Here is an 18,610-nt window from a genome sequence, read left to right as displayed (position 1 = left end):
CCATCCTACGGGCAAACATGAGGACTTCCTCATCTTTTATCTGAGGGTTCTCTCATGTTTTTCGTCACAAGCTGACGATGCGCCCCCGAATCAGCGGCGCCAGACGCTGACCACTCCCGGTCGTGGAATGCGGCCAGGGCCGTCGGGCCAGCTCGAACCGGGAGCCTCCGCCGTCGCTCCGTCGACCTCGCCCGGATGCTGCACGCACACCATCACCCGCGTGCGATCGATGTGCGGACCGCACGTCTCCGCACCGCGAGGCACGGTGAGGAACTGCCGGGTCAGGCCGCGGTGCCGCCCTTCCAGTGCGACCGCGAAGAGCCCGTCGTGCGACCCGAGGGCATTGCCGTCCGTGGAGATCCACAGGTTCCCGTAGGGATCGAACGCGAGATTGTCCGGGCACGAGATGGGCGAGACCTGGCGCTTGTCCATGCCCCCGAAGTAGGTGTCGGGGCTGGCGGGGTCACCGCACACGAGCAGCAGGTTCCAGGAGAACCGCGTGGCCGCGGCGTCCTCGTGTCGCTCGGTCAGTTCCAGGACGTGGCCGTGCTTGTTGGCGTTGCGCGGATTCGCCTCGTCCGCGGGTGCGGCCCCCGCGGCCCCGCGGTTGCTGTTGTTGGTGAGCGCGACGTAGACCTTCCCGGTGACCGGGCTGGGCTCGACGTCCTCAGGGCGGTCCATCTTGGTCGCGCCCACCTGGTCGGCAGCGATGCGCGTGAACAGCAGGACTTCCTCGGCCGTCATTCCGGGGACGTGGGACGTCGTCCCGCTCACCAGCGGAATCCACTCGCCCGCGCCGCCGAACGCCCCGTCCCGCGGCAGTCGTCCGCTGCCGTCGATCTCCTCGGCCGGCGAATCGCCCGAAAGGCGCGCGACGTACAGCGTGCCGGAGTCGAGGAGCCGCGCGTTGTGCTCCCGGGCCTTACGACTATTGCCCTTGCGCATGCGCTCGTCGGACACGAACTTGTAGAGGTAATCGAACCGCTCGTCGTCGCCCATGTACACAGCGACTCGGCCGTCGGAGGTCAATTGCGGCTGCGCGGCCTCGTGCTTGAAGCGCCCGAGCGCGGTGCGCTTCTTCGGCGTCGACGCTGGATCGTAGGGGTCGACTTCGACGACCCACCCGAACCGATTGACTTCGTTGGGTTCCTTCGCCAGGTCGAACCGGTCGTCGAACCGCTCCCACTTGCGATCGGTCTCCGTCCCCGACACCCCGTACCGGGCGAGACGTGCAGCAGCCACCGGGCCCGTCACGCTGCCGGCGTTGGCGAAGTACTGGTTGAAGTTCTCCTCGGCGGTCAACCACGTGCCCCATGGCGTGAGACCGCCGGCGCAGTTGTTCAAGGTGCCGAGAACGGTGCGGCCCTCGGGATCGGCGGTCGTCCGCACGAGGGGGTGACCGGCGACGGGCCCGGTGAGTTCGAACGAGGTACCGGTGTGGAATCGGCGGTTGAGTTCGTGGCCGACGATCGGTCGGAGCGCGCCGCTGCGCCTCTGGGCCTCGACGGCCACGACGCTCAGTCCGTGTGCGGCCCAGCCGATCTCGACCTGCTCGCGAGTGGGGTTCTCGGGGTCGTAACCCGGGTGCATGATCTGCTCGTCGGTGTACTCGTGATTGACGACCATGAGGTACTCGCCGCCGCGCAACGGCATGAGTCCGAGGAAGTCGCAGTTGTAGCCGAACTGGCGCACTTGCGCAGCTGCAGTCTGCCGCCACGGATCGAAGGCGGGCGCGTCGTGGAACAGCGGGTCGCCCCAGGCCATGACGACCTGCTGATCGAACCCGCGCGGCACGGTCACGGCGTCCCGGGTATTGGGGGCGACGGGCTCGAAGTCGAGGCCGCGCGCACCGCGCGACCACGAGCCCTTCGACGCAGGCGTGGTCGCGGCAGCCGCCGGAGCACTGCCCACCGCGGACGTCACCGCTGCTGCGGCACCCAGCACGACGCCCGCACGCAGCACGCCGCGGCGCGACATCTGCTCGCGCACGAGGTCGCCGAAGTAGGGGTTCGCCGAGGTGTTGGGCGCATCGTGGGCGCACGCGTCGCCGCAGCGGTAGCGGCAGGTGAGGGCCTGGCGGCCGGAGGAGCAGGGCGAGACGAGAGGGAGTTGTCGAGCCATGCCGCCGACCATAATCAGCCGCTCACTCGCCCAGGTGAACGCCGAAGCAACGCTCCGTGAAGCGTAAGTAGGCACCTGCGCACGCGACGAAAGCTGGTACCGCCCCCTCGCTGAGCGCGTGCGGGGGCCCGCTCATTGGGGGAGTAGGGGCCGAGGCGGGGAACTACAGTAGTTGTCGAACTCCTCTCGCGTGAGGAGCTGGTCGTCGTTGAAGAGCACGTGGCCGGGCTGCAGCCGAGCGATCGCCTCCCCTGTCAGTGCTGTCTGGCGGGTGACCCGCGTGCCCTTGTCCTCGAGCTGGCCCGAGCCGCGGAACACATAGAGCTTGGTCGGGTCGTCGAGGTTCGGCGGAGTTCGCACCACCCACTCCGGGCCTGGATCGCCGAGAGGCAGCTCGTGAACTCCGCGCGAGAGCCGCTCATCGCGCCGCTGCCACGTTCCCCCATCCGTGCTACGAGTTCGATCGTCCGGGTCGGTGGGGTCGATCTTCGAAACCTCGATCTCATCGACCTGACCCCGACAGACGACCACCACCGCAGTGAACGAGCCATCCTCATTCGCCTGCAAGGCGATGGACCCGAGGAGCTCTGCCGGGTAGTCCGCGCCGCATCCCGGAATGCTGAACGCCAATGCCAGCGCGGGCAGCACCCGGATTGCCTTGCGAACTATCAATATCCGATTCATGGGAGCACCCCGGTTTTGAGTGACACAGCCCCGACCATCGCGAAGGACACGATAGTGCAACCCACGAGGAGCTGCCGTCGCTCTACCTCCCAGTTGACAACCCGGCAGTTATGAAGAAGGTCATTTCTGAACTCTCGGTCGCACATTGCACGAAATTCCTGCCTGACCGGGACCGGCCAACTCTCATCCATCTCCTCTATGCAGAGGTCATGACGGGCGCATGGGCCGAAAAACTGTGTGTCGTAATACCACGACTCGACATAAGAACAATAGTCGTTAAGCGTTCCGGCGTCAGGTTTGTACATGTACCTACCGGGCACCAGCACCTGCTCGTCCGGTCCTACCCCAGCACGATAATCTGGTGCATCCGCCATTGCGAGCCGTCCCGGCACCACAACCGGCCCTAGCGGTAGCGGTAGGCGGCCGAAACTCAAGAATTGCTCCTTCAACGCGCCTACGGTCACCACAGCCTGGCCGGTCAGAAGCAACGACGCCGAAATCGATGCCTCCGCGACGAACGTCCCGATAACGACGGCATTACGAAGCCCCTCAGCCAACACCGCGCCAAGCTCTTCATCGCACGTGTTGTTGACCCAGCACAGCAACGAGACGTTGAAAGCTCCGTCCGCAGCCGCCGAGCGGGCGCTGGGATCGCTCGACGGATCCTCCACTGAGACCGGGTGCTGAGTGCCATCCTCGAGGATGGCGAAGAGGTAAATGACACCCACGTACTCACCTTCGCCATCGAGCACTTCGACGGCTTCGCCGTTGTGGACAACCCGTCCCAGGCTAAAGCCGTCGGGAAGCGGTGCGTCAATCTGCACCTGCTGATCGTCGAGGATGTCGAAGTCGACTGGCGGAGGTGACACGTCGACGATTCGCTCATCAGGATCGAACTCCGGATCAGGCATCGGCAAGTCCTCGTCCACCGTGAACGACACAGAGCCCACCGCGGTGGTGCCCGTCCCATCACTGAGTAAGGCGCTGACGCTATACTCGCCAGCCAACTCAAGCTGCATCGACGCAGTTGCCGTCGAGCCAGACTGTACTGGGCCTACCTTGATCGGCTCGTACACCTCCGTCCCGCGAGCGACCCAAAACTCCACCCTCACCGGATCCTCGTCGGGATCGTCAACGAGAACCTCGAAGGTCTTGGCATTGTCACCGGACACTGTAATAGTTCCGGGATTCACGGGAGGATAATTGGCTTTGAGGTCATTCGCCGCAACTGTGGACGTCGGCACAAGGGCAGTAGCAACGGCGATGAAGAAAGCGGCCGCAAGAGCCAGAGCGCGACGTTCGCTATCCACGAGAACCCCCGAATTTGTGTACGCCGCTAAGCCGACGCACGAGCATGAACAGCATCACATGCTTCGGACGATCTTGTCCATATCCTGCTCTGCAGGGTCAGCGTTCAGACTCCGCCGGTCACTACGGGCCAGTTGTCGATCGTGGTCGTTGGCCGGCACTGACGCGGCGTTCTTGGACGCCAAAACGCGACGACCGACGCCATCTCCTTCTGGCGTCCCCAGCCGTTTCATCGGGTAGAACAAACGACCTCCAGTCGAAGAGGGCATCACGAAGCGAGCCTTAGCCAGCACCGCGTTGATCTGGATCGAGGGAACAAGCGCCAACGCCACCGCCAGACGGGTCATGAGCGCGGCAGCAGTCGTCGAACTCCTCGCGGGTGAGGATCTCGTCGTCGTTGAAGAGCAACTGCCGGGGCTGCAGCCGAGCGGTCGCCTCGCCCGAGAGCGACGTCTGGGGAAGGACGCGCATTCCCTTGTCCCCGAGCTGGCCCGAGCCGCGGAACATATAGAGCTTGGTCGGGTCGTCGAGGTTCGGCGGAGTTCGCACCACCCACTCGGGGCCTGGATCGCCGAGAGGCAGCTCGTGAACTCCGCGCGAGAGCCCCTCATCGCGCCGCTCCCACGTTCCCGCATCCGTGCTACGAGTCCGATCGTCCGGGTCGGTGGGATCGATTCTCGAAACCTCGATTTCATCGACCCGACCCCGGCAGACGACTACCACCGCAGTGAACGGCCCATCCTCATTCGCCTGCAAGGCGATGGACCCGAGGAGCTCTGCCGGATAGTCCGCGCCGCATCCCGGAATGCTGAACGCCAATGCCAACGCGGGCAAGGCGCGCAGCACGCGTCGAGCGACCGGTGCCGTGTTCACGGACCCCACCCCCTCGGCGCGCGTGGGGACAGCCTGACACAGAGAAAGGACGATCGAGTCCAGATTTCAGTCCAGTCTCGTCTCTACTCCTCGCGCACTCGCTGAGTGTGACGTTTCGCAACCGAAATGGTCGAAACGAGTGGCGTAACGTCACACTCAGCGAGTACAGCGGGTCAGACTCCGCCCGTGAGAGTCAGGCCGCCGTCGATCGTGATCGTCTGGCCGGTGACCCAGGCGGCGTCCTCGGACAGTAGGAACGCCACGACCGAGGCGATGTCCTCGGGGGTGCCGAGGCGCTTCATCGGGTACGCCGAGGACACCTCCTCCTCGCGTCCCTCGTAGAGCGCGCCGGCGAACCGGGTCTTGACCACGGCCGGCGCCACGGCGTTGACCCGGATCGAGGGGGCCAGCTCCAGCGCCAGCTCCTGCGTCACGTGGATGACGGCGGACTTCGAGGCGCCGTACATGCCGATCATCGGCGCGGGCTTCAGACCCGCGATCGACGCGATGTTGACGATGGCGCCGCCGTTGTCCTTCAGCGCTGCGGCGTACGCCTTCTGCGCCCAGGACGCCGCCGAGAGCACGTTGACGCGGAAGATCTTCTCCGCGGCACCGAGATCCATCTCGATCATGGGTCCGTACACCGGGTTGATGCCGGTGTTGTTGACGAGGTAGTCGAGGCGGCCGAACCGCTCGATCGCGGCCGCGATGGCCTCGTCCTGGTGACCGGCGTCGTCGGCCGCACCCGCGACGAACGTCGCGTTGTCCTCGCCGAGGCCTGCCACGGCCTCCTTGAGCGCGTCTTCCTTCCGCGCCGTGATGACGACCTTGGCGCCATCGGCGACCAGCCGCTCAGCGACGCCGAGTCCGATACCCCGGCTGGCGCCGGTGACGATCGCGACCTTGTCTGCGAACCTGCTCATCTCCGCTCCCCCGTTCAGCTCAGTCGCTCGATGACCATGGCCATGCCCATGCCGCCGCCGACGCACATCGACTCGACACCGAACTGCTTGTCGTGCCACTGCAGGGAGTTGATGAGCGTCGACGTGATGCGCGCGCCGGTCATGCCGAAGGGGTGTCCCACGGCGATGGCGCCGCCGTTGACGTTGAGCTTGTCCTCGTCGATGTTCAGCTGCTGTGCCGAACCGAGGGCCTGCACGGCGAACGCCTCGTTGATCTCGAACAGGTCGATGTCCGAGATCGACATGCCCGCGTTGGTAAGGGCCTGCGGGATCGCGGTGACCGGACCGAGGCCCATGATCTCCGGGGAGAGCCCGGTGACGCTCGTGGAGACGATGCGCGCGAGCGGAGTGAGGCCGAGTTCCTTGGCCTTGGTGTCGCTCATGATGACCAGCGCGGCGGCCCCGTCGTTGAGCGGGCAGGCGTTGCCGGCGGTGACGGTGCCGTCGGGACGGAACACCGGCTTGAGCTGGCTGATCGCCTCGTACGTGACGCCGGGGCGCGGACCGTCGTCGGCGGTGACCTGCGTGCCGTCGGGCAGGGTGACCGGGGTGATCTCGCGCTCCCAGAATCCCTCGGCGATGCGCTGCTCGGTGAGGTTCTGGCTGCGGACGGCGAAGCGGTCCTGCTCCTCACGACTCATGCCCAGCACCTGCTGCACGTTCTCGGCGGTCTGGCCCATGGCGATGTAGACGTCGGGAAGTTGACCGTCCTCGCGCGGATCGGTCCAGGCCGCCGCGTCGCCCTGGCTGCGGTCGTCCGTGCGGCGCATGGCGTCGGCGAACTTCGGGTTGGTGATGTCCTGCCCAGGAATGCTGTCGCTGGTGCCCTTGTCGAAGTGGCTCACGACCTCGACGCCGGCGGAGATGTAGGCGTCACCCTCGCCGGACTTGATCGCGTGGAACGCCATGCGGGTGGTCTGCAGGCTCGAGGAGCAGTAGCGCGTGATGGTGGTGCCGGGGAGGTGGTCGTAGCCGGCGAGCACGGCCACGTTGCGGCCCATGTTCCAGCCCTGCTCCCCGCCGGGCAGACCGCAGCCGAGGATGAGGTCGTTGAGGTCGGCCGGGTCGAGTTCGGGAACCTTGGCGAGGGCGGCCTGCACCATCTGCACGGTGAGGTCGTCGGCCCGCATCTGCTTGAGCGAGCCCTTGAACGCACGGCCGATAGGCGAACGCGCGGTGGAAACGATGACGGCTTCGGGCATGAGTCTGTCGCTTTCGGTGGTCGGTGAGGGCTCAGAAGCCCAGGTCGCGGCCGATGAGTTCCTTCATGATCTCGTTGGAACCGGCCCAGATCTTGGTCACGCGGGCATCCCGCCAGGCGCGGGCGACCCGGTACTCGTTCATGAATCCGTACCCGCCGTGCAGCTGGACGCAGTGGTCGAGCACGTCGTTCTGGATTTCTGCGCTCCACCACTTGGCCTTGGCGGCGTCGATCGCGGTGAGCTTGCCGGTGCTGTGGGCGAGGACCGCCTGGTCCACGAACGCCTCGGCGACCTCGATCTTGGTGACCAGCTCGGCCAGCAGGAACTTGTTGTGCTGGAGCGAGCCGATGGCCTGACCGAACGCCTTGCGATCGTGGCAGTACTGGATCGTCTCAGCGAGGATCTGCTTGGCATGCGCGATGTTGGAGATCGCGGCGCCGAGCCGCTCCTGCGGGAGCTTCTGCATCATCGCGATGAAGCCGCCCCCGAGTTCGCCGATGACGCGGTCGTCGCCGAGCCGGACGTCCTCGAAGAACAACTCGGCGGTGTCGGACTCCTCCTGGCCGACCTTGTCGAGCTTGCGGCCGCGGCTGAAGCCGGGGTCGGTGGCCTCGATGCCGAACAGGGTGATGCCGCGGGCGCCCTTGGCCGGGTCCGTGCGGACGGCCGTGACGACGAGATCGGCAGAGAACCCGTTGGTGATGAAGGTCTTGGAGCCGTTGATGACCCACGCGTCGCCGTCACGTACCGCCGTGGTCTTGAGCGCAGCGAGGTCGGAGCCACCGGAGGGCTCGGTCATGCCGATCGCGGTCACGATGTCACCGCTGGCACAGCCGGGAAGCCAGCGCTGCTTCTGCTCCTCGGTACCGAGGTCGACGATGTACGGCACGGTGATGTCGGCGTGGATGCCCACGCAGGAGGACAGCGAGGCGTTGACCTTGCTGAGCTCCTCGGCCCACACGGCGTTGAACCGGTAGTCCTGGGCGTCGGCACCGCCGAATTCCTCGGGGATCTCGAGGCCGAGGAAGCCCTCGGCACCGGCGGCCTTCCAGAAGTCGCGCGGCAGTCCCTTCTCGGTCAGGTGCTCCTCGAGGTGCGGGCGGACCCGCTTCTCCAGGAACGCGGCGCACGACTCGCGGAACGCCTCGTGATCGTCGGTGTAGATGGTTCGCTGCATCGGTCTTCCTGGGGTCAGTGGTGACTAAGCGCTTGCTTAGCATGCCACCGATGTTCCATCATGTCCACCATGACCACGGAGGCCCCCTCGGCGCGCGCCCGCTCCGCTGCGACCCGCGAACGGCTCATCGATGCGGCGGTAGAGGCGTTCGCCCAGAAGGGCTTCGCCGCGACGACGACGCGCGATATCGCGTCCCGCGCGGGCATGAGCCCGGCGGCGGTGTACGTGCACCACGCGACCAAAGAAGATCTTCTGTTCGAGGTGAGCCGCCGCGGCCACCTCGACGCTCTGGCGATCATCCGCGAGGCCGACGCCGAGGGGACGACGCCGCTCGAACGCGTCCGTTCGATGGTGGCCGCTTTCAGCCGCTGGCACGCGGTCAACAGCCGGGTGGGACGCATCGTGCAGTACGAGTTCGACGCCCTGACGCCCGATCACCGGCAGGCGATCGCCGGCTACCGCCGCGATATCGAGCGGCAGATGCAGCGCGCGCTGGAGTCCGGCGTCGCGGACGGCGATTTCGATGTCGCCGACATCAAGGGCACCGCGCTGGCCGTGCTCTCACTGAGCATCGACCTCGTGCGGTGGTACTCCCCCGGCGGATCGATCACGCCCGACGACCTCGCCACGCTGCACAGCGAGCTCGCCGCGCGCATGGTCGTGCGTCACTGACGCCTTCCCGCCCCGGGACAGGCGAAAGCCCCCGCCTCGGGGGAATGGCGGGGGCTTTCGGATCTGGGAAGATCAGGCGTTCGCGCTGGCGTCCTCGGTCTGCAGGACGGCCTCAGCCACGATCTGGAGCTTGATCTTGTCGCCGATCATGACCTTGTCACCCTCGAGCGGGATGTTGAAGTCGATGCCGAACTCCTTGCGGCTGATCTCGCCCTTGGCCTCGACGCCGACGCGAGTGCCGCCCCACGGGTCGCCGCCCTCGCCCAGGAACTCCGCCTCGAGCTCGATGGGCTTGGTGACGCCGCGGATCGTGAGGTCGCCGGTCACGACGAACTCGTCGTCGCTCTCCTGGCGGATGCCGGTGCTCGTGAAGGTCATCGAGGGGTGGGTCTCGACGTCGAAGAAGTCGGCCGAGCGCAGGTGGGCATCACGGTCGGCGGTGCCGGTGTTGATCGAGCTGAGGTCCACCGAGACCTCGACGCTCGAGTCGGTGGCGTTCGAGCCGGTGACGATGGTGCCGTCGAAGCTGTCGAACTTGCCGCGAACCTTGCTCATGATGTGGCGGACCTGGAAGCCGATCTCGGTGTGAGTCGGGTCCAGCTTCCACGTGCCGGCGGTCACGTTCGTCATGGTGTCTCCTAGGGAAAGTCTGTTGTCGCATCGCGCTGACGTTCTTCACTCTAGCTGGTGGTTTAACTTTCAATCAAGTGCGCGACCACGTAAACTGGCTCACATGAACAACCGTCCGCCTCTCGAGGTCGCCGAAGTCAACGACACGCCGTGGTTGTCGACCGAGCAGCAGCGTGTCTGGCGCGCATTCCTGGGCGGCTCGACGGTCCTCATGGATCAGCTCGATCGCGACCTGCGTCAGGCCCACAGTCTGTCCATGTCGGAGTACGAGATCCTCGTCCGGCTGTCCGAGGCCCCCGACCGGTCGATCCGCATGGCCGAACTGGCGGCGCAGGTCGCGCACTCGCGCAGCCGGATCACGCACACCATCGCCCGGCTCGAGAAGGCCGGGATGGTCGCGCGGGGCCAGTGCAGCACCGACGGCCGCGGCGTGACCGCGGTGCTGACCGATCACGGCTTCGCCGTTCTGGCGGAGGCTGCGCACACGCATGTGCGCGGCGTGCACACGTACCTCGTCGCCAATGCGACGGCCGAGGAGTTCGAAGCGCTCGGCCGCATCATGGAGCGCATCACCGGCCAGCTCGGCGGCCGCTCCTTCTGACCCGTCTCGGTGGTCGAGTAGACCCGAGCTCACCCCCTCGTCGGTCGAGTAGGCCCGAGGAACGAGGGCCGTATCGAGACCACGCCGCGCGGGTCGGCCCCACCCGGCCGAACCTTCAGTCGCGCGTCAAACGGCGCAAGCGCCGCTTCACCCGGCCGAAACTTCAGTCGCGCGTCAAACGGCGCAAGCGCCGCTTCACCCGGCTGAACCTTCAGTCGCGCGTCAAACGGCGGTGCGTGACGGCGTGGGGGCGGGCGGCCTCCTCGCCGAGACGGGCGACCTTGTTCTTCTCGTAGTCAGCGAAGTTGCCCTCGAACCAGAACCAGTTGTCGGGCTTCTCCTCCGTGCCCTCCCACGCGAGGATGTGCGTGGCGACCCGGTCCAGGAACCAGCGGTCGTGGCTCACCACGACGGCGCAGCCGGGGAACTCCAGGAGCGCATCCTCGAGCGACTGCAGCGTCTCCACGTCCAGGTCGTTGGTGGGCTCGTCGAGGAGCAGCAGGTTGCCGCCCATCTTCAGCGTGAGCGCGAGGTTCAGTCGGTTGCGCTCACCGCCGGAGAGCACGCCGGCGCGCTTCTGCTGGTCCGGGCCCTTGAAGCCGAACGAGGCGACGTACGCGCGGCTCGGCACCTCGAAGTTCCCGACCTTGATGTGGTCGAGACCGTCCGAGACGACCTCCCAGACGTTCTTGTCCGGGTCGATGCCCCCGCGGCTCTGGTCGACGTACGAGATCTGCACGGTCTGGCCGACCTCGAGCGCACCGGAATCGGGCTGCTCCTGTCCGACGATCATCCGGAACAGCGTCGACTTGCCCACGCCGTTGGGGCCGATGACGCCGACGATGCCGGCTCGCGGAAGCGAGAACGAGAGGCCGCCGAACAGTTCGCGATCGCCGAACGACTTGTGCAGGTTGTCGGCGTTGAGCACGACGTCGCCGAGGCGCGGACCCGCGGGGATGTTGATCTCCTCGAAGTCCAGCTTGCGGGCGCGCTCGGCTTCGGCCGCCAGCTCTTCGTAGCGCTTGAGTCGGGCCTGGTTCTTGGCCTGGCGCGCCTTGGGGTTCGAGCGCACCCACTCCAGCTCCTTCTCGAGGATCCGGGCGCGCTTGGCGTCCTTCTTGCCCTCGATCTGGAGGCGCTGCTGCTTGGTCTCCAGGTAGGTGGAGTAGTTGCCCTCGTAGGGGTGGGTCTTGCCTCGGTCGAGCTCGAGGATCCACTCGGCCACGTTGTCGAGGAAGTACCGGTCGTGGGTGATCGCCAGGACGGCGCCCGGGTAGGTCTTCAGGTGCCCCTCGAGCCAGTTCACCGACTCGGCGTCCAGGTGGTTGGTGGGCTCGTCGAGCAGCAGCATGTCGGGCTGCTCGAGCAGCAGCTTGCACAGCGCCACGCGGCGACGCTCGCCCCCGGACAGGTGGTCGACGAGCTCGTCCGGCGGCGGGCAGCGCAGGGCGTCCATCGCCTGCTGCAGCCTCGAATCGAGGTCCCACGCGTTCGCGTGGTCGAGATCGGTCTGCAGGTCGCCCATCTCCGCGAGCAACGCGTCGTAGTCGGCGTCGGGGCTCGCCAGCTCCTCGCTGATCTGGTTGAAGCGGTCGAGCTTGCCCTTGATCCCGGCCACCGCCTCCTCGACGTTCTCCAGGACCGTCTTGCCTTCCGACAGCGGTGGCTCCTGCAGCAGGATGCCGACGCTCGCGTCCGGGTCCTTGATGAGATCGCCGTTGTTCGGCTGGTCGAGTCCGGCCATGAGCTTGAACAACGACGATTTGCCGGTGCCGTTGGGGCCGACGACGCCGATCTTGGCACCGTGCAGGAACGACAACGTCACGTTGTCCAGGACGACCTTGTCGCCATGGGCCTTGCGGACGTTGCGCAGAGTGAAGATGTAGTCAGCCATGGTCGTTCCAGCCTATCGACCGGGCACAGCGATCACGCAGCGGCGTCGCGCACCCGCGTGCGAAACGTCTCGTACGCGCGCAGTTCGCGCTCGATGCGCGCGAGGATCTCGTCGTCGACGACTCGGCCCACCGTGGCGCGGATCTGCTCGACGACGTACTCGGCCCGCCGGCGGGCAGCGCTCCGCACGAGCGCCCGCGACATCCAGGTCAGCCCGATTCCGCCGAGGCCGCCCACCGCCGCCAGCCACAGGGCAGCGGGCAGCCCGAGCAGCGAGGGGCCGGCGCTCACCACGCCGACGGCGGCGAGGATCAACCATCCGACGCCCAGCAGCATCGCCGCGAAGAGCGCCCATTGCAGGACGCCGACGAGCCCCCACCAGACGGGCGTCCCCTGCTCGCGCAAGTCCAGAGCACGAACTTCGGCATCCACCCGATTGGCCACGGCGCCACTGCCGCCGGCAGCCCGCAACATCGACGCGCGCCACGCCGGCGCGGTGCCCTCGACGGCGGACTCGGCGGCCTCGCGGATGGCGAGTTCGGCGCGCGCGTGCTCGACGGCCGTGCGATCGGAGGTGGCTTCCAGCTCCTGGTCGGCGCGCCGCTGACGTCCTCGCGCGATCAGTCCGAACGGCGGCCAGTCGGTCGCGGCCGTGCCCGCCGAGACGGTGGCGAATTCCACGGACTGCGCGATCTGCGCCGAGCCGGTGCCCGCTTCGAGCGCCGCGACCAGCCGATCGCGGTCCTCGGGCTGGAGGCCTCGAGGAGCCGATGTACCGCCGACGTCGGCGAGCTCCTGCGCGGCCGTACGCACCTCGGCCGTCAGCCGGGTGACGGCGGCATCCTTGGCCACGGTGCGCCGCGAGATCTCGGCACGCAGGTCGTCGAGCCCGCGGCCAGAACGCGCGGAGGTCGCGATGATCGGCACCCCGGTGAGTCCCTCGCGGTCGAGGATCCGGCGAAGATCGTTCAGCGCTGTGACGCGGTCCGCCTCGGTCGCCAGCCGGTCGATCTGATTCATCACCACGATCGTGGTCTCGCGGTGCCGCGACAACGGTTGAAGGTAGCGCTCGTGGATGGCGGCATCCGCGTATTTCTGCGGATCGAGCACCCACACGAACAGATCGGCGAACTCCACGACACGGTCGACTTCGAGCTGGTGCGCTTCGACGACGGAGTCGTGATCGGGCATGTCGAGCAGCACGAGTCCGTCGAGCGACGAATCCGTGCCGTCGGCGTCGTCGAGCGGCCCCTGCCGGGTGAGCTGATGGCGCGGCGGAATACCGATCCAGCCGAGCAGCTCCGAGGCGTCGTCCTCGCCCCACGTACAGGCGAGGGTCCAGGAGGTGGTCGGACGCTTGACCCCCACGCCGGCGAGATCGATGCCGCTCAACGCATTGAACAGCGACGATTTGCCCGAGCCGGTGGCCCCGCCCAGAGCGACGATCGTGTGGGCTGCCGATTTGCGCAGCCGGACCGATGCTCGCGAGAGGGCAGTGCGAGCGCCGTCGAGCTGGTCGTCACGCAGCCGGCCCTCGGCCGCTGCGACAGCCGCTTCGAGCGCGGCGAGCCGGTCGTCCAAGGGGCCCGTCACACGCCCTCCTGCTGAATCGTGGGTCGTCGGATGTCGGTCGCGAGCCGCACCACGTCGGCCCGGTTGGCCACCTTACGCAGTTCGCGCTGCGCGGCGCGGACGGACTTGGGCTCAGGCACCAGGCGCCGGTACCGCTGCGCCTCGTCGTCGAAGATCGCCTCGATGCGCGCGCAGAGCTCGGTAGCGGCACGGTCGGCGAGGTCGCGGACCGCCTGGTCGCCGAACACCGCCTGCAGCAGCTTCTGGGCGACCACCGCGGTGCCTCCCGCGATGCCGACCTCCGCACCGGTGATGCCGCCCGTTCCGGCGAACACCGCGACCATGAGGGCGATGCCGGTGGCGTTGACCCCGGTCGACACGGCGGTCGCCCGCGCCTTCTTGCCCTCGCCCTGCTCGGCGACGAGCTCCTGAACGAACTCCTGCCACTCGCGCGCCAGACGTTCGGCGCGGGCGCTGAACTCCCGCGAGGCGCGGTCGAGGCCGCGATGCTCGTCCAGCAGCGCCCGCCCGGCAGGCTCGGACTCCCAGGCCCGAGCGGTCTCCTCGGCCGCGCGCTCGGCCTGCTCGACCACCAGCAGGTGCAAGCCTTGGCCGATCGCCGATTTCACCGTTTGCGGATCGACCTGCCGCACGGCGCGGGCGGCGACGCGATCGCGCCAGGACCCGACGGTCTGTTCGAGCCGACGCAACACCTCGCCGGTGCCGACGAAGGCCTGCCAGCGAGCGAGCACCTCGCCGCGGAGCACCGTGCCGTCGGTCGCGGCGCTGGCTACCTCGTCGACGGCGCGGCGGTAGATCGTGTCGACGTCGTGGACGAGCGCCTCGGCCGCCTCGGCTTGCTCCTCGATCTCATCGGCGAGGTCGCGGGAGCGGAAGACGTCATGGCGGATCGCGCCGTGCAGCGTCGCCGCGACGATGGTGCGCCGGCCGACCACGTCGGCGGCGAGCTCTTGGAGCCACAGCACGATCTGTCCGACCTCGTCGAACGGCAGCATGCCGCGACTGTTGACGGGCGACTCGCGGACCGTGAACAACGGCGAGTCGGAGAGCCCTCGCGCCGTCATCATCCGGGCCAGGTGACGGCGCACGTCCTCCACGGCGTCGGCAGGCGTGCGGTCGAGGACGACGGCTACCGACGCGCTGCGCTCGGCGGCCCGTCGCAGGTAGTCCCACGGAACATGGTCGGCATAGCGGGCCGCGGAGGTCACGAACAGCCACAGGTCGGCCGCGGCGAGCAGTTGTTCGGCGAGCTCGCGGTTGCCGACGTCGATCGAGTCGATGTCCGGCGCGTCCAGGATCGCCAGGCCCGCCGGGATGGTGGGGCTGCTGACCTGACGCAGCGCGTACACCTCGTGGGGATTCTCCCCGGTGCGTTTGAGGTCCGGCAGCACGCGGTCGGAGGCGAACCACGCCGCGTCGTCGGGGTGATGAACGAGCACGGGTGTGCGCGTGGTGGGGCGCAGCACGCCGGTGTCGCTGACGTGACGCCCGACGATCGAGTTGACCAGGGTGGACTTGCCCGCGCCGGTCGACCCGCCCACGACGACCAGCATCGGCGCGTCCAGCTGGTTGAGCCGCGGAATGACGAAGTCGGACAGCTGGTCGGTGACCTCGCGTTGGATGGCTCGCGCATCGTTCAGCCGCGGTGTCTGCAGGCGCAGCGGGGCGGTGCGGACCGCGGCGAGAAGGTCCTCGGTCGCGGTCAGCAGTTCGAGAACCCCGTGGTCGCTGCTGGCCACCTCAACTCCTGCGCACTGATCGGTAACTACGTGTCAAGACTATCCGAGCGGTGCTCACGGCGAGGGCGCCGCAGCCGCTTCGCCGAGCGGGCGCGCCTCGTCCACGAGCATCACCGGGATGTCGTCGCGCACCGGGTACGCGAGGGCACAGGCGTTGCAGATGAGCTCGCCCGCGTCGGCGTCTACGAACAGGGCCGAGCGGCACTGCGGGCAGACGAGGATCTCCAAGAGCGCGGGATCGAGGTTCATGGCTCCAGCCTAGGCCGTGACCCGTCGCGAATGTGGGACTCCCCCGGGCCGCGTCACGCCCTCATCCGGGCGAGCACCTCGTCGCGAATGCGCTCCATCGTCTGATGATCGTCGGCCTCCACGTTGAGCCGGAGCAAGGGCTCGGTGTTGGACGCGCGCACGTTGAACCACCAGGAGTCGGCCGTGACGGTCAGGCCGTCCAGCTCGTCGAGCTCGTACGTCGCATACTCGCGGCGCAGGAGGTCGAGGACGGCGGACTGGTCGTCGACCGTGCTGTTGATCTCCCCCGACCCGGCGTAGCGTTCGAAGGCGCCGAGGAGGTGCGAGGCCGGGACGCCGGCCTCGGCCAGGGCACCGAGGACATGCAGCGCGGCGAGCATGCCCGAATCGGCGAGGTAGAAGTCGCGGAAGTAGAAGTGACCCGAGTGCTCTCCGCCGAAGACCGCTCGGGTACGGCCCATCTCGGCCTTGATCAGGGAATGGCCGACGGGCGTGCGGATCGCCGTGCCGCCCCGCTCCGCCACCACTTCGGGGACGATCCTGGAGCAGATGGCGTTATAGAGCACCGTAGCCCCCGGCTGCTCAGCCAGGTACCGCGAGGCAATGAGGGCGGTGATCGCGGAAGGTGACACGGTCTCGCCGCGTTCGTCCACGACGAAGCAGCGGTCGGCGTCGCCGTCGAAGGCCAGCCCCAGATCAGCCCCGTGTTCGAGGACGGCGGCCTGGAGGTCGACCAGCGTGTTCGGATCGAGCGGATTGGCCTCGTGATTCGGGAAGGTGCCGTCGAGCTCGAAATAGAGCGGGACGAGGTCGACGTCGAGCTTCGCGAACACGGCGGGCACCGTATGCCCGGCCATGCCGTTGCCGGCGTCGACGACGACGGTGAGGCGCCGGCCGGACACGGGAGCGAGGCGGTGCAGGAGCTCCGCGTACTCCTCCAGGAAGTCGCGAGCCGTCACGCGGCCGACGGGTTCGGAGGGTGGTGTGTCGAGGCGCGCTGAGGCCGCCTCCGCGATCGCCGACAGCCCGGTGTGCAAGCCGATGGGGCGCGCCCCGGCGCGACACATCTTGAGTCCGTTGTACGCGGCGGGATTGTGGCTGGCCGTCACCATGACGCCGGGCATGTCGAGTTGACCCGAGGCGGCGTAGAGCTCGTCCGTCGAGGCGAGTCCGATGTCGACGACGTCAGCGCGCTTCGAGCGGATGCCTTCGCTCAGCGCTGCCACCAGCACCGGCGACGTGGCACGCATGTCATGGCCGATGACGGCGGACCCGCGACCGGCGCTGATGCCGACCTCGTCGGCGAACGCGGCCCCCAGCGCGCGGGCGACTTGGGGCGTGAGCTCCTGGGGCGAGAGCCCGCGAATGTCGTAGGCCTTGACGATGGCGCGCAGCCGGGCATCGATCACGGAGAATCGGGCCTCACGAGTCGCAGGGACGGGCGACCCCCAGCGGACTCCTCGTCGGGCTCGACCGGACGACGCCCGACTTCGCGCACCGCTTCAGCGAGCGCGACGAGGTCATCGACGGACGGGGGCGGCGGTTCGCTGGACTGCGTGGCGAGGCGCAAGACCTGCCATCCTCGCGGCGCCGAGAGGCGGCTCGCGTGCTCGGTGCAGAGGTCGTAGGAATGCGGTTCGGCGTACGTGGCGAGCGGGCCCAGCACGGCCACCGAATCGCCGTAGTCGTAGGTCAGGGTCGCGATAGCCGGCTGCGAGCACCCCGTGCGCGTGCATCGTCTCTGTCCCACCCGACGAGGGTAACCGGCGCGGCCGACAGCGCGAGATAGGCTCACCGCATGGACGTCTTCGGGGGCCACGTGCACGGCCCTCGACCGGGCCGCACACGTGATCGGCGCGGTCGCGGTGTGCGCGGCCCGATGTCGCTTCCCGGACCGCTCTCGCCGCGGAGGATCCGGGCCGATCGCAGCCGGCGGGCCGCCTTCGATCATCTCGTGGCCGAGGTGATGCGGGCGATCACCGAGCGCGGTCCGCGCAGCGCACCTCCAGTGGAAGTCGCCGTCGAGGAGGCCCCGTTGTTGCCGGAGGGCTGGGCCGACGAGGTCCCCGCCAGCAGCATCCACCCGCTCAGCGCCGAGCCGGGGCACCGCCTCGTGCTTTACCGACTCCCCATCACCACCCGTTCGCGGTCCGGCGCGGAGCTCGAGGAGAACGTCTGGGACATCGTGCTGCTGCGCCTCTCCGAGGCGTGGGAGCTACCGCCGGAGGACATCGATCCCCGCCCCTGACGAGCGGCGGCCGAGTAGCTGGTCGAGTAGCGACCGAGGAACGAGGGAGCGTATCGAGACCAACGAACGCAAACGTGGTCTCGATACGGTCGGTCGCTGAGCGACCTCCCTACTCGACCACCTATGGCCGGGTATAGGTGGTCGAGTAAACCCGAGGAACGAGGGCCGTACCGAGACCAAGCACGGTTGTGAACAAGGCCTCAACAATGTCGGTAGCCTTCTCTAGGTTGGAAACATGATCGAGAGCAGCTCTGACGTCCGGGTCGGCCTGGTGGCCGAGTTGCGGCGCGCGAACGCTCTCGCGGAGTACCGCCGCTGGTCGGGCATGCTGGAATACCTCGATGCCGAGACGGCTCGGATTGAGCGGGAGCTCGAACCGCGGGCGCGGGAGCTTGAGATTGCGGCGGTGCGGTCGGTGATCGCGCAGGCGAACGGGTGGAGTGAGCATCAGCTGGCTGCCCGCCTGCATGAGGCTGAGACCGCGCGTGATGACCTGCCCGCTGTGTGGGCGGCGTTCGGTGATGGGGAGTTGGATGCGGCGCGGGTGTCGATCATCGCGGCCGGCGCCTGGAAGCTGGAGCCTGTCAAGGTGTTTGTGTAAGTGGGTGCCGTCTCGGTTTCAGAGGTAGGGGTTGATCCGGTCGGGGTAGGCGATGGC

18 protein-coding genes are annotated in these 18,610 nt (G+C 67.8%); 4 read left to right on the top strand and 14 right to left on the bottom strand.

Going from position 1 to position 18,610, the window contains the following annotated elements; all coding sequences use genetic code 11:
- Window positions 1-90: 90 nt before the first annotated feature.
- From D9V41_RS12530 to D9V41_RS12500, 7 genes are all read right to left on the bottom strand, one after another.
- Window positions 91-2,121 carry a PhoX family protein gene (locus D9V41_RS12530; protein WP_121794986.1) on the bottom strand — a complete coding sequence of 677 codons (2,031 nt, stop codon included), beginning with the start codon at window positions 2,119-2,121 and terminating at the stop codon, window positions 91-93.
- 132 nt (window positions 2,122-2,253) lie between these two features.
- Window positions 2,254-2,769 (bottom strand): hypothetical protein, encoded by a 516-nt coding sequence (locus D9V41_RS12525; protein ID WP_121794920.1) that lies wholly within the window; start codon window positions 2,767-2,769, stop codon window positions 2,254-2,256.
- A gap of 32 nt (window positions 2,770-2,801) precedes the next feature.
- Window positions 2,802-4,115 carry a hypothetical protein gene (locus tag D9V41_RS12520; protein WP_133434185.1) on the bottom strand — a complete coding sequence of 438 codons (1,314 nt, stop codon included), beginning with the start codon at window positions 4,113-4,115 and terminating at the stop codon, window positions 2,802-2,804.
- A 280-nt stretch (window positions 4,116-4,395) separates the two neighbouring features.
- Window positions 4,396-4,986 carry a hypothetical protein gene (locus D9V41_RS12515; protein WP_133434184.1) on the bottom strand — a complete coding sequence of 197 codons (591 nt, stop codon included), beginning with the start codon at window positions 4,984-4,986 and terminating at the stop codon, window positions 4,396-4,398.
- Between the two features lie 173 nt (window positions 4,987-5,159).
- Window positions 5,160-5,909: an SDR family oxidoreductase gene (locus D9V41_RS12510; RefSeq protein WP_121794917.1), complete on the bottom strand. Its 750-nt coding sequence runs from the start codon at window positions 5,907-5,909 to the stop codon at window positions 5,160-5,162.
- 14 nt (window positions 5,910-5,923) lie between these two features.
- The gene (locus D9V41_RS12505; protein ID WP_121794916.1) at window positions 5,924-7,150 is read right to left on the bottom strand and encodes an acetyl-CoA C-acetyltransferase; all 1,227 of its coding nucleotides are present in this window, start codon (window positions 7,148-7,150) and stop codon (window positions 5,924-5,926) included.
- 31 nt (window positions 7,151-7,181) lie between these two features.
- Window positions 7,182-8,327: an acyl-CoA dehydrogenase family protein gene (locus tag D9V41_RS12500; protein ID WP_121794915.1), complete on the bottom strand. Its 1,146-nt coding sequence runs from the start codon at window positions 8,325-8,327 to the stop codon at window positions 7,182-7,184.
- A gap of 69 nt (window positions 8,328-8,396) precedes the next feature.
- Between D9V41_RS12500 and D9V41_RS12495 the strand changes: the two genes are divergently transcribed.
- Entirely contained in the window at window positions 8,397-8,999 is a 603-nt protein-coding gene (locus tag D9V41_RS12495) for a TetR/AcrR family transcriptional regulator (protein WP_121794985.1), read from the top strand.
- 72 nt (window positions 9,000-9,071) lie between these two features.
- Here the strand turns inward: D9V41_RS12495 and D9V41_RS12490 are convergent, their stop codons facing one another.
- Window positions 9,072-9,629 carry a YceI family protein gene (locus tag D9V41_RS12490; RefSeq protein ID WP_121794914.1) on the bottom strand — a complete coding sequence of 186 codons (558 nt, stop codon included), beginning with the start codon at window positions 9,627-9,629 and terminating at the stop codon, window positions 9,072-9,074.
- A 103-nt stretch (window positions 9,630-9,732) separates the two neighbouring features.
- Here D9V41_RS12490 and D9V41_RS12485 point away from each other — a divergent pair, with 103 nt between their 5' ends.
- Window positions 9,733-10,230: a MarR family winged helix-turn-helix transcriptional regulator gene (locus D9V41_RS12485; RefSeq protein WP_121794913.1), complete on the top strand. Its 498-nt coding sequence runs from the start codon at window positions 9,733-9,735 to the stop codon at window positions 10,228-10,230.
- A gap of 211 nt (window positions 10,231-10,441) precedes the next feature.
- Here D9V41_RS12485 and ettA read toward each other — a convergent pair whose 3' ends face one another.
- From ettA to D9V41_RS18500, 6 genes are read right to left on the bottom strand one after another with little or no spacing between them, the layout of a single operon-like run.
- Window positions 10,442-12,124 (bottom strand): energy-dependent translational throttle protein EttA, encoded by a 1,683-nt coding sequence (gene ettA, locus D9V41_RS12480; protein WP_121794912.1) that lies wholly within the window; start codon window positions 12,122-12,124, stop codon window positions 10,442-10,444.
- A gap of 32 nt (window positions 12,125-12,156) precedes the next feature.
- Entirely contained in the window at window positions 12,157-13,716 is a 1,560-nt protein-coding gene (locus tag D9V41_RS12475) for a GTPase (RefSeq protein ID WP_121794911.1), read from the bottom strand.
- Window positions 13,713-15,455, bottom strand: a complete 1,743-nt coding sequence (locus tag D9V41_RS12470) for a dynamin family protein (protein WP_121794910.1) — start codon at window positions 15,453-15,455, stop codon at window positions 13,713-13,715. The genes D9V41_RS12475 and D9V41_RS12470 overlap by 4 nt, the downstream gene beginning before the upstream one ends.
- A 54-nt stretch (window positions 15,456-15,509) precedes the next feature.
- Window positions 15,510-15,704 (bottom strand): Trm112 family protein, encoded by a 195-nt coding sequence (locus D9V41_RS12465; protein ID WP_121794909.1) that lies wholly within the window; start codon window positions 15,702-15,704, stop codon window positions 15,510-15,512.
- A 53-nt stretch (window positions 15,705-15,757) separates the two neighbouring features.
- Entirely contained in the window at window positions 15,758-17,113 is a 1,356-nt protein-coding gene (locus D9V41_RS12460) for a phosphomannomutase/phosphoglucomutase (protein ID WP_166376030.1), read from the bottom strand.
- Window positions 17,110-17,454: a DUF3499 domain-containing protein gene (locus tag D9V41_RS18500; protein ID WP_243697260.1), complete on the bottom strand. Its 345-nt coding sequence runs from the start codon at window positions 17,452-17,454 to the stop codon at window positions 17,110-17,112. The genes D9V41_RS12460 and D9V41_RS18500 overlap by 4 nt, the downstream gene beginning before the upstream one ends.
- 48 nt (window positions 17,455-17,502) lie before the next feature.
- Here D9V41_RS18500 and D9V41_RS12450 point away from each other — a divergent pair, with 48 nt between their 5' ends.
- Together D9V41_RS12450 and D9V41_RS12445 are read left to right on the top strand one after the other, a co-directional pair.
- Window positions 17,503-17,952 carry a metallopeptidase family protein gene (locus tag D9V41_RS12450; RefSeq protein WP_243697259.1) on the top strand — a complete coding sequence of 150 codons (450 nt, stop codon included), beginning with the start codon at window positions 17,503-17,505 and terminating at the stop codon, window positions 17,950-17,952.
- Window positions 17,953-18,187: 235 nt separating this feature from the next.
- The gene (locus D9V41_RS12445) at window positions 18,188-18,553 is read left to right on the top strand and encodes a 13E12 repeat family protein (RefSeq protein ID WP_121794906.1); all 366 of its coding nucleotides are present in this window, start codon (window positions 18,188-18,190) and stop codon (window positions 18,551-18,553) included.
- Window positions 18,554-18,610 lie beyond the last annotated feature (57 nt).

This window comes from Aeromicrobium phragmitis (assembly GCF_003674095.1).
GTDB lineage: Bacteria > Actinomycetota > Actinomycetes > Propionibacteriales > Nocardioidaceae > Aeromicrobium > Aeromicrobium phragmitis.
This window is presented reverse-complemented; position numbering and strand designations above follow the sequence as displayed.

Bases quoted from the DNA above. Each gene is read 5' to 3' on its own strand.
- D9V41_RS12495 (WP_121794985.1), top strand. From the start codon at position 8,397: ATGACCACGGAGGCCCCCTCGGCGCGCGCCCGCTCCGCTGCGACCCGC.
- D9V41_RS12510 (WP_121794917.1), bottom strand. From the start codon at position 5,909: ATGAGCAGGTTCGCAGACAAGGTCGCGATCGTCACCGGCGCCAGCCGG.
- D9V41_RS12530 (WP_121794986.1), bottom strand. From the start codon at position 2,121: ATGGCTCGACAACTCCCTCTCGTCTCGCCCTGCTCCTCCGGCCGCCAG.
- D9V41_RS12485 (WP_121794913.1), top strand. From the start codon at position 9,733: ATGAACAACCGTCCGCCTCTCGAGGTCGCCGAAGTCAACGACACGCCG.
- D9V41_RS12505 (WP_121794916.1), bottom strand. From the start codon at position 7,150: ATGCCCGAAGCCGTCATCGTTTCCACCGCGCGTTCGCCTATCGGCCGT.
- D9V41_RS12500 (WP_121794915.1), bottom strand. From the start codon at position 8,327: ATGCAGCGAACCATCTACACCGACGATCACGAGGCGTTCCGCGAGTCG.
- D9V41_RS12450 (WP_243697259.1), top strand. From the start codon at position 17,503: ATGGACGTCTTCGGGGGCCACGTGCACGGCCCTCGACCGGGCCGCACA.
- D9V41_RS12465 (WP_121794909.1), bottom strand. From the start codon at position 15,704: ATGAACCTCGATCCCGCGCTCTTGGAGATCCTCGTCTGCCCGCAGTGC.
- ettA (WP_121794912.1), bottom strand. From the start codon at position 12,124: ATGGCTGACTACATCTTCACTCTGCGCAACGTCCGCAAGGCCCATGGC.
- D9V41_RS12490 (WP_121794914.1), bottom strand. From the start codon at position 9,629: ATGACGAACGTGACCGCCGGCACGTGGAAGCTGGACCCGACTCACACC.
- D9V41_RS12445 (WP_121794906.1), top strand. From the start codon at position 18,188: ATGATCGAGAGCAGCTCTGACGTCCGGGTCGGCCTGGTGGCCGAGTTG.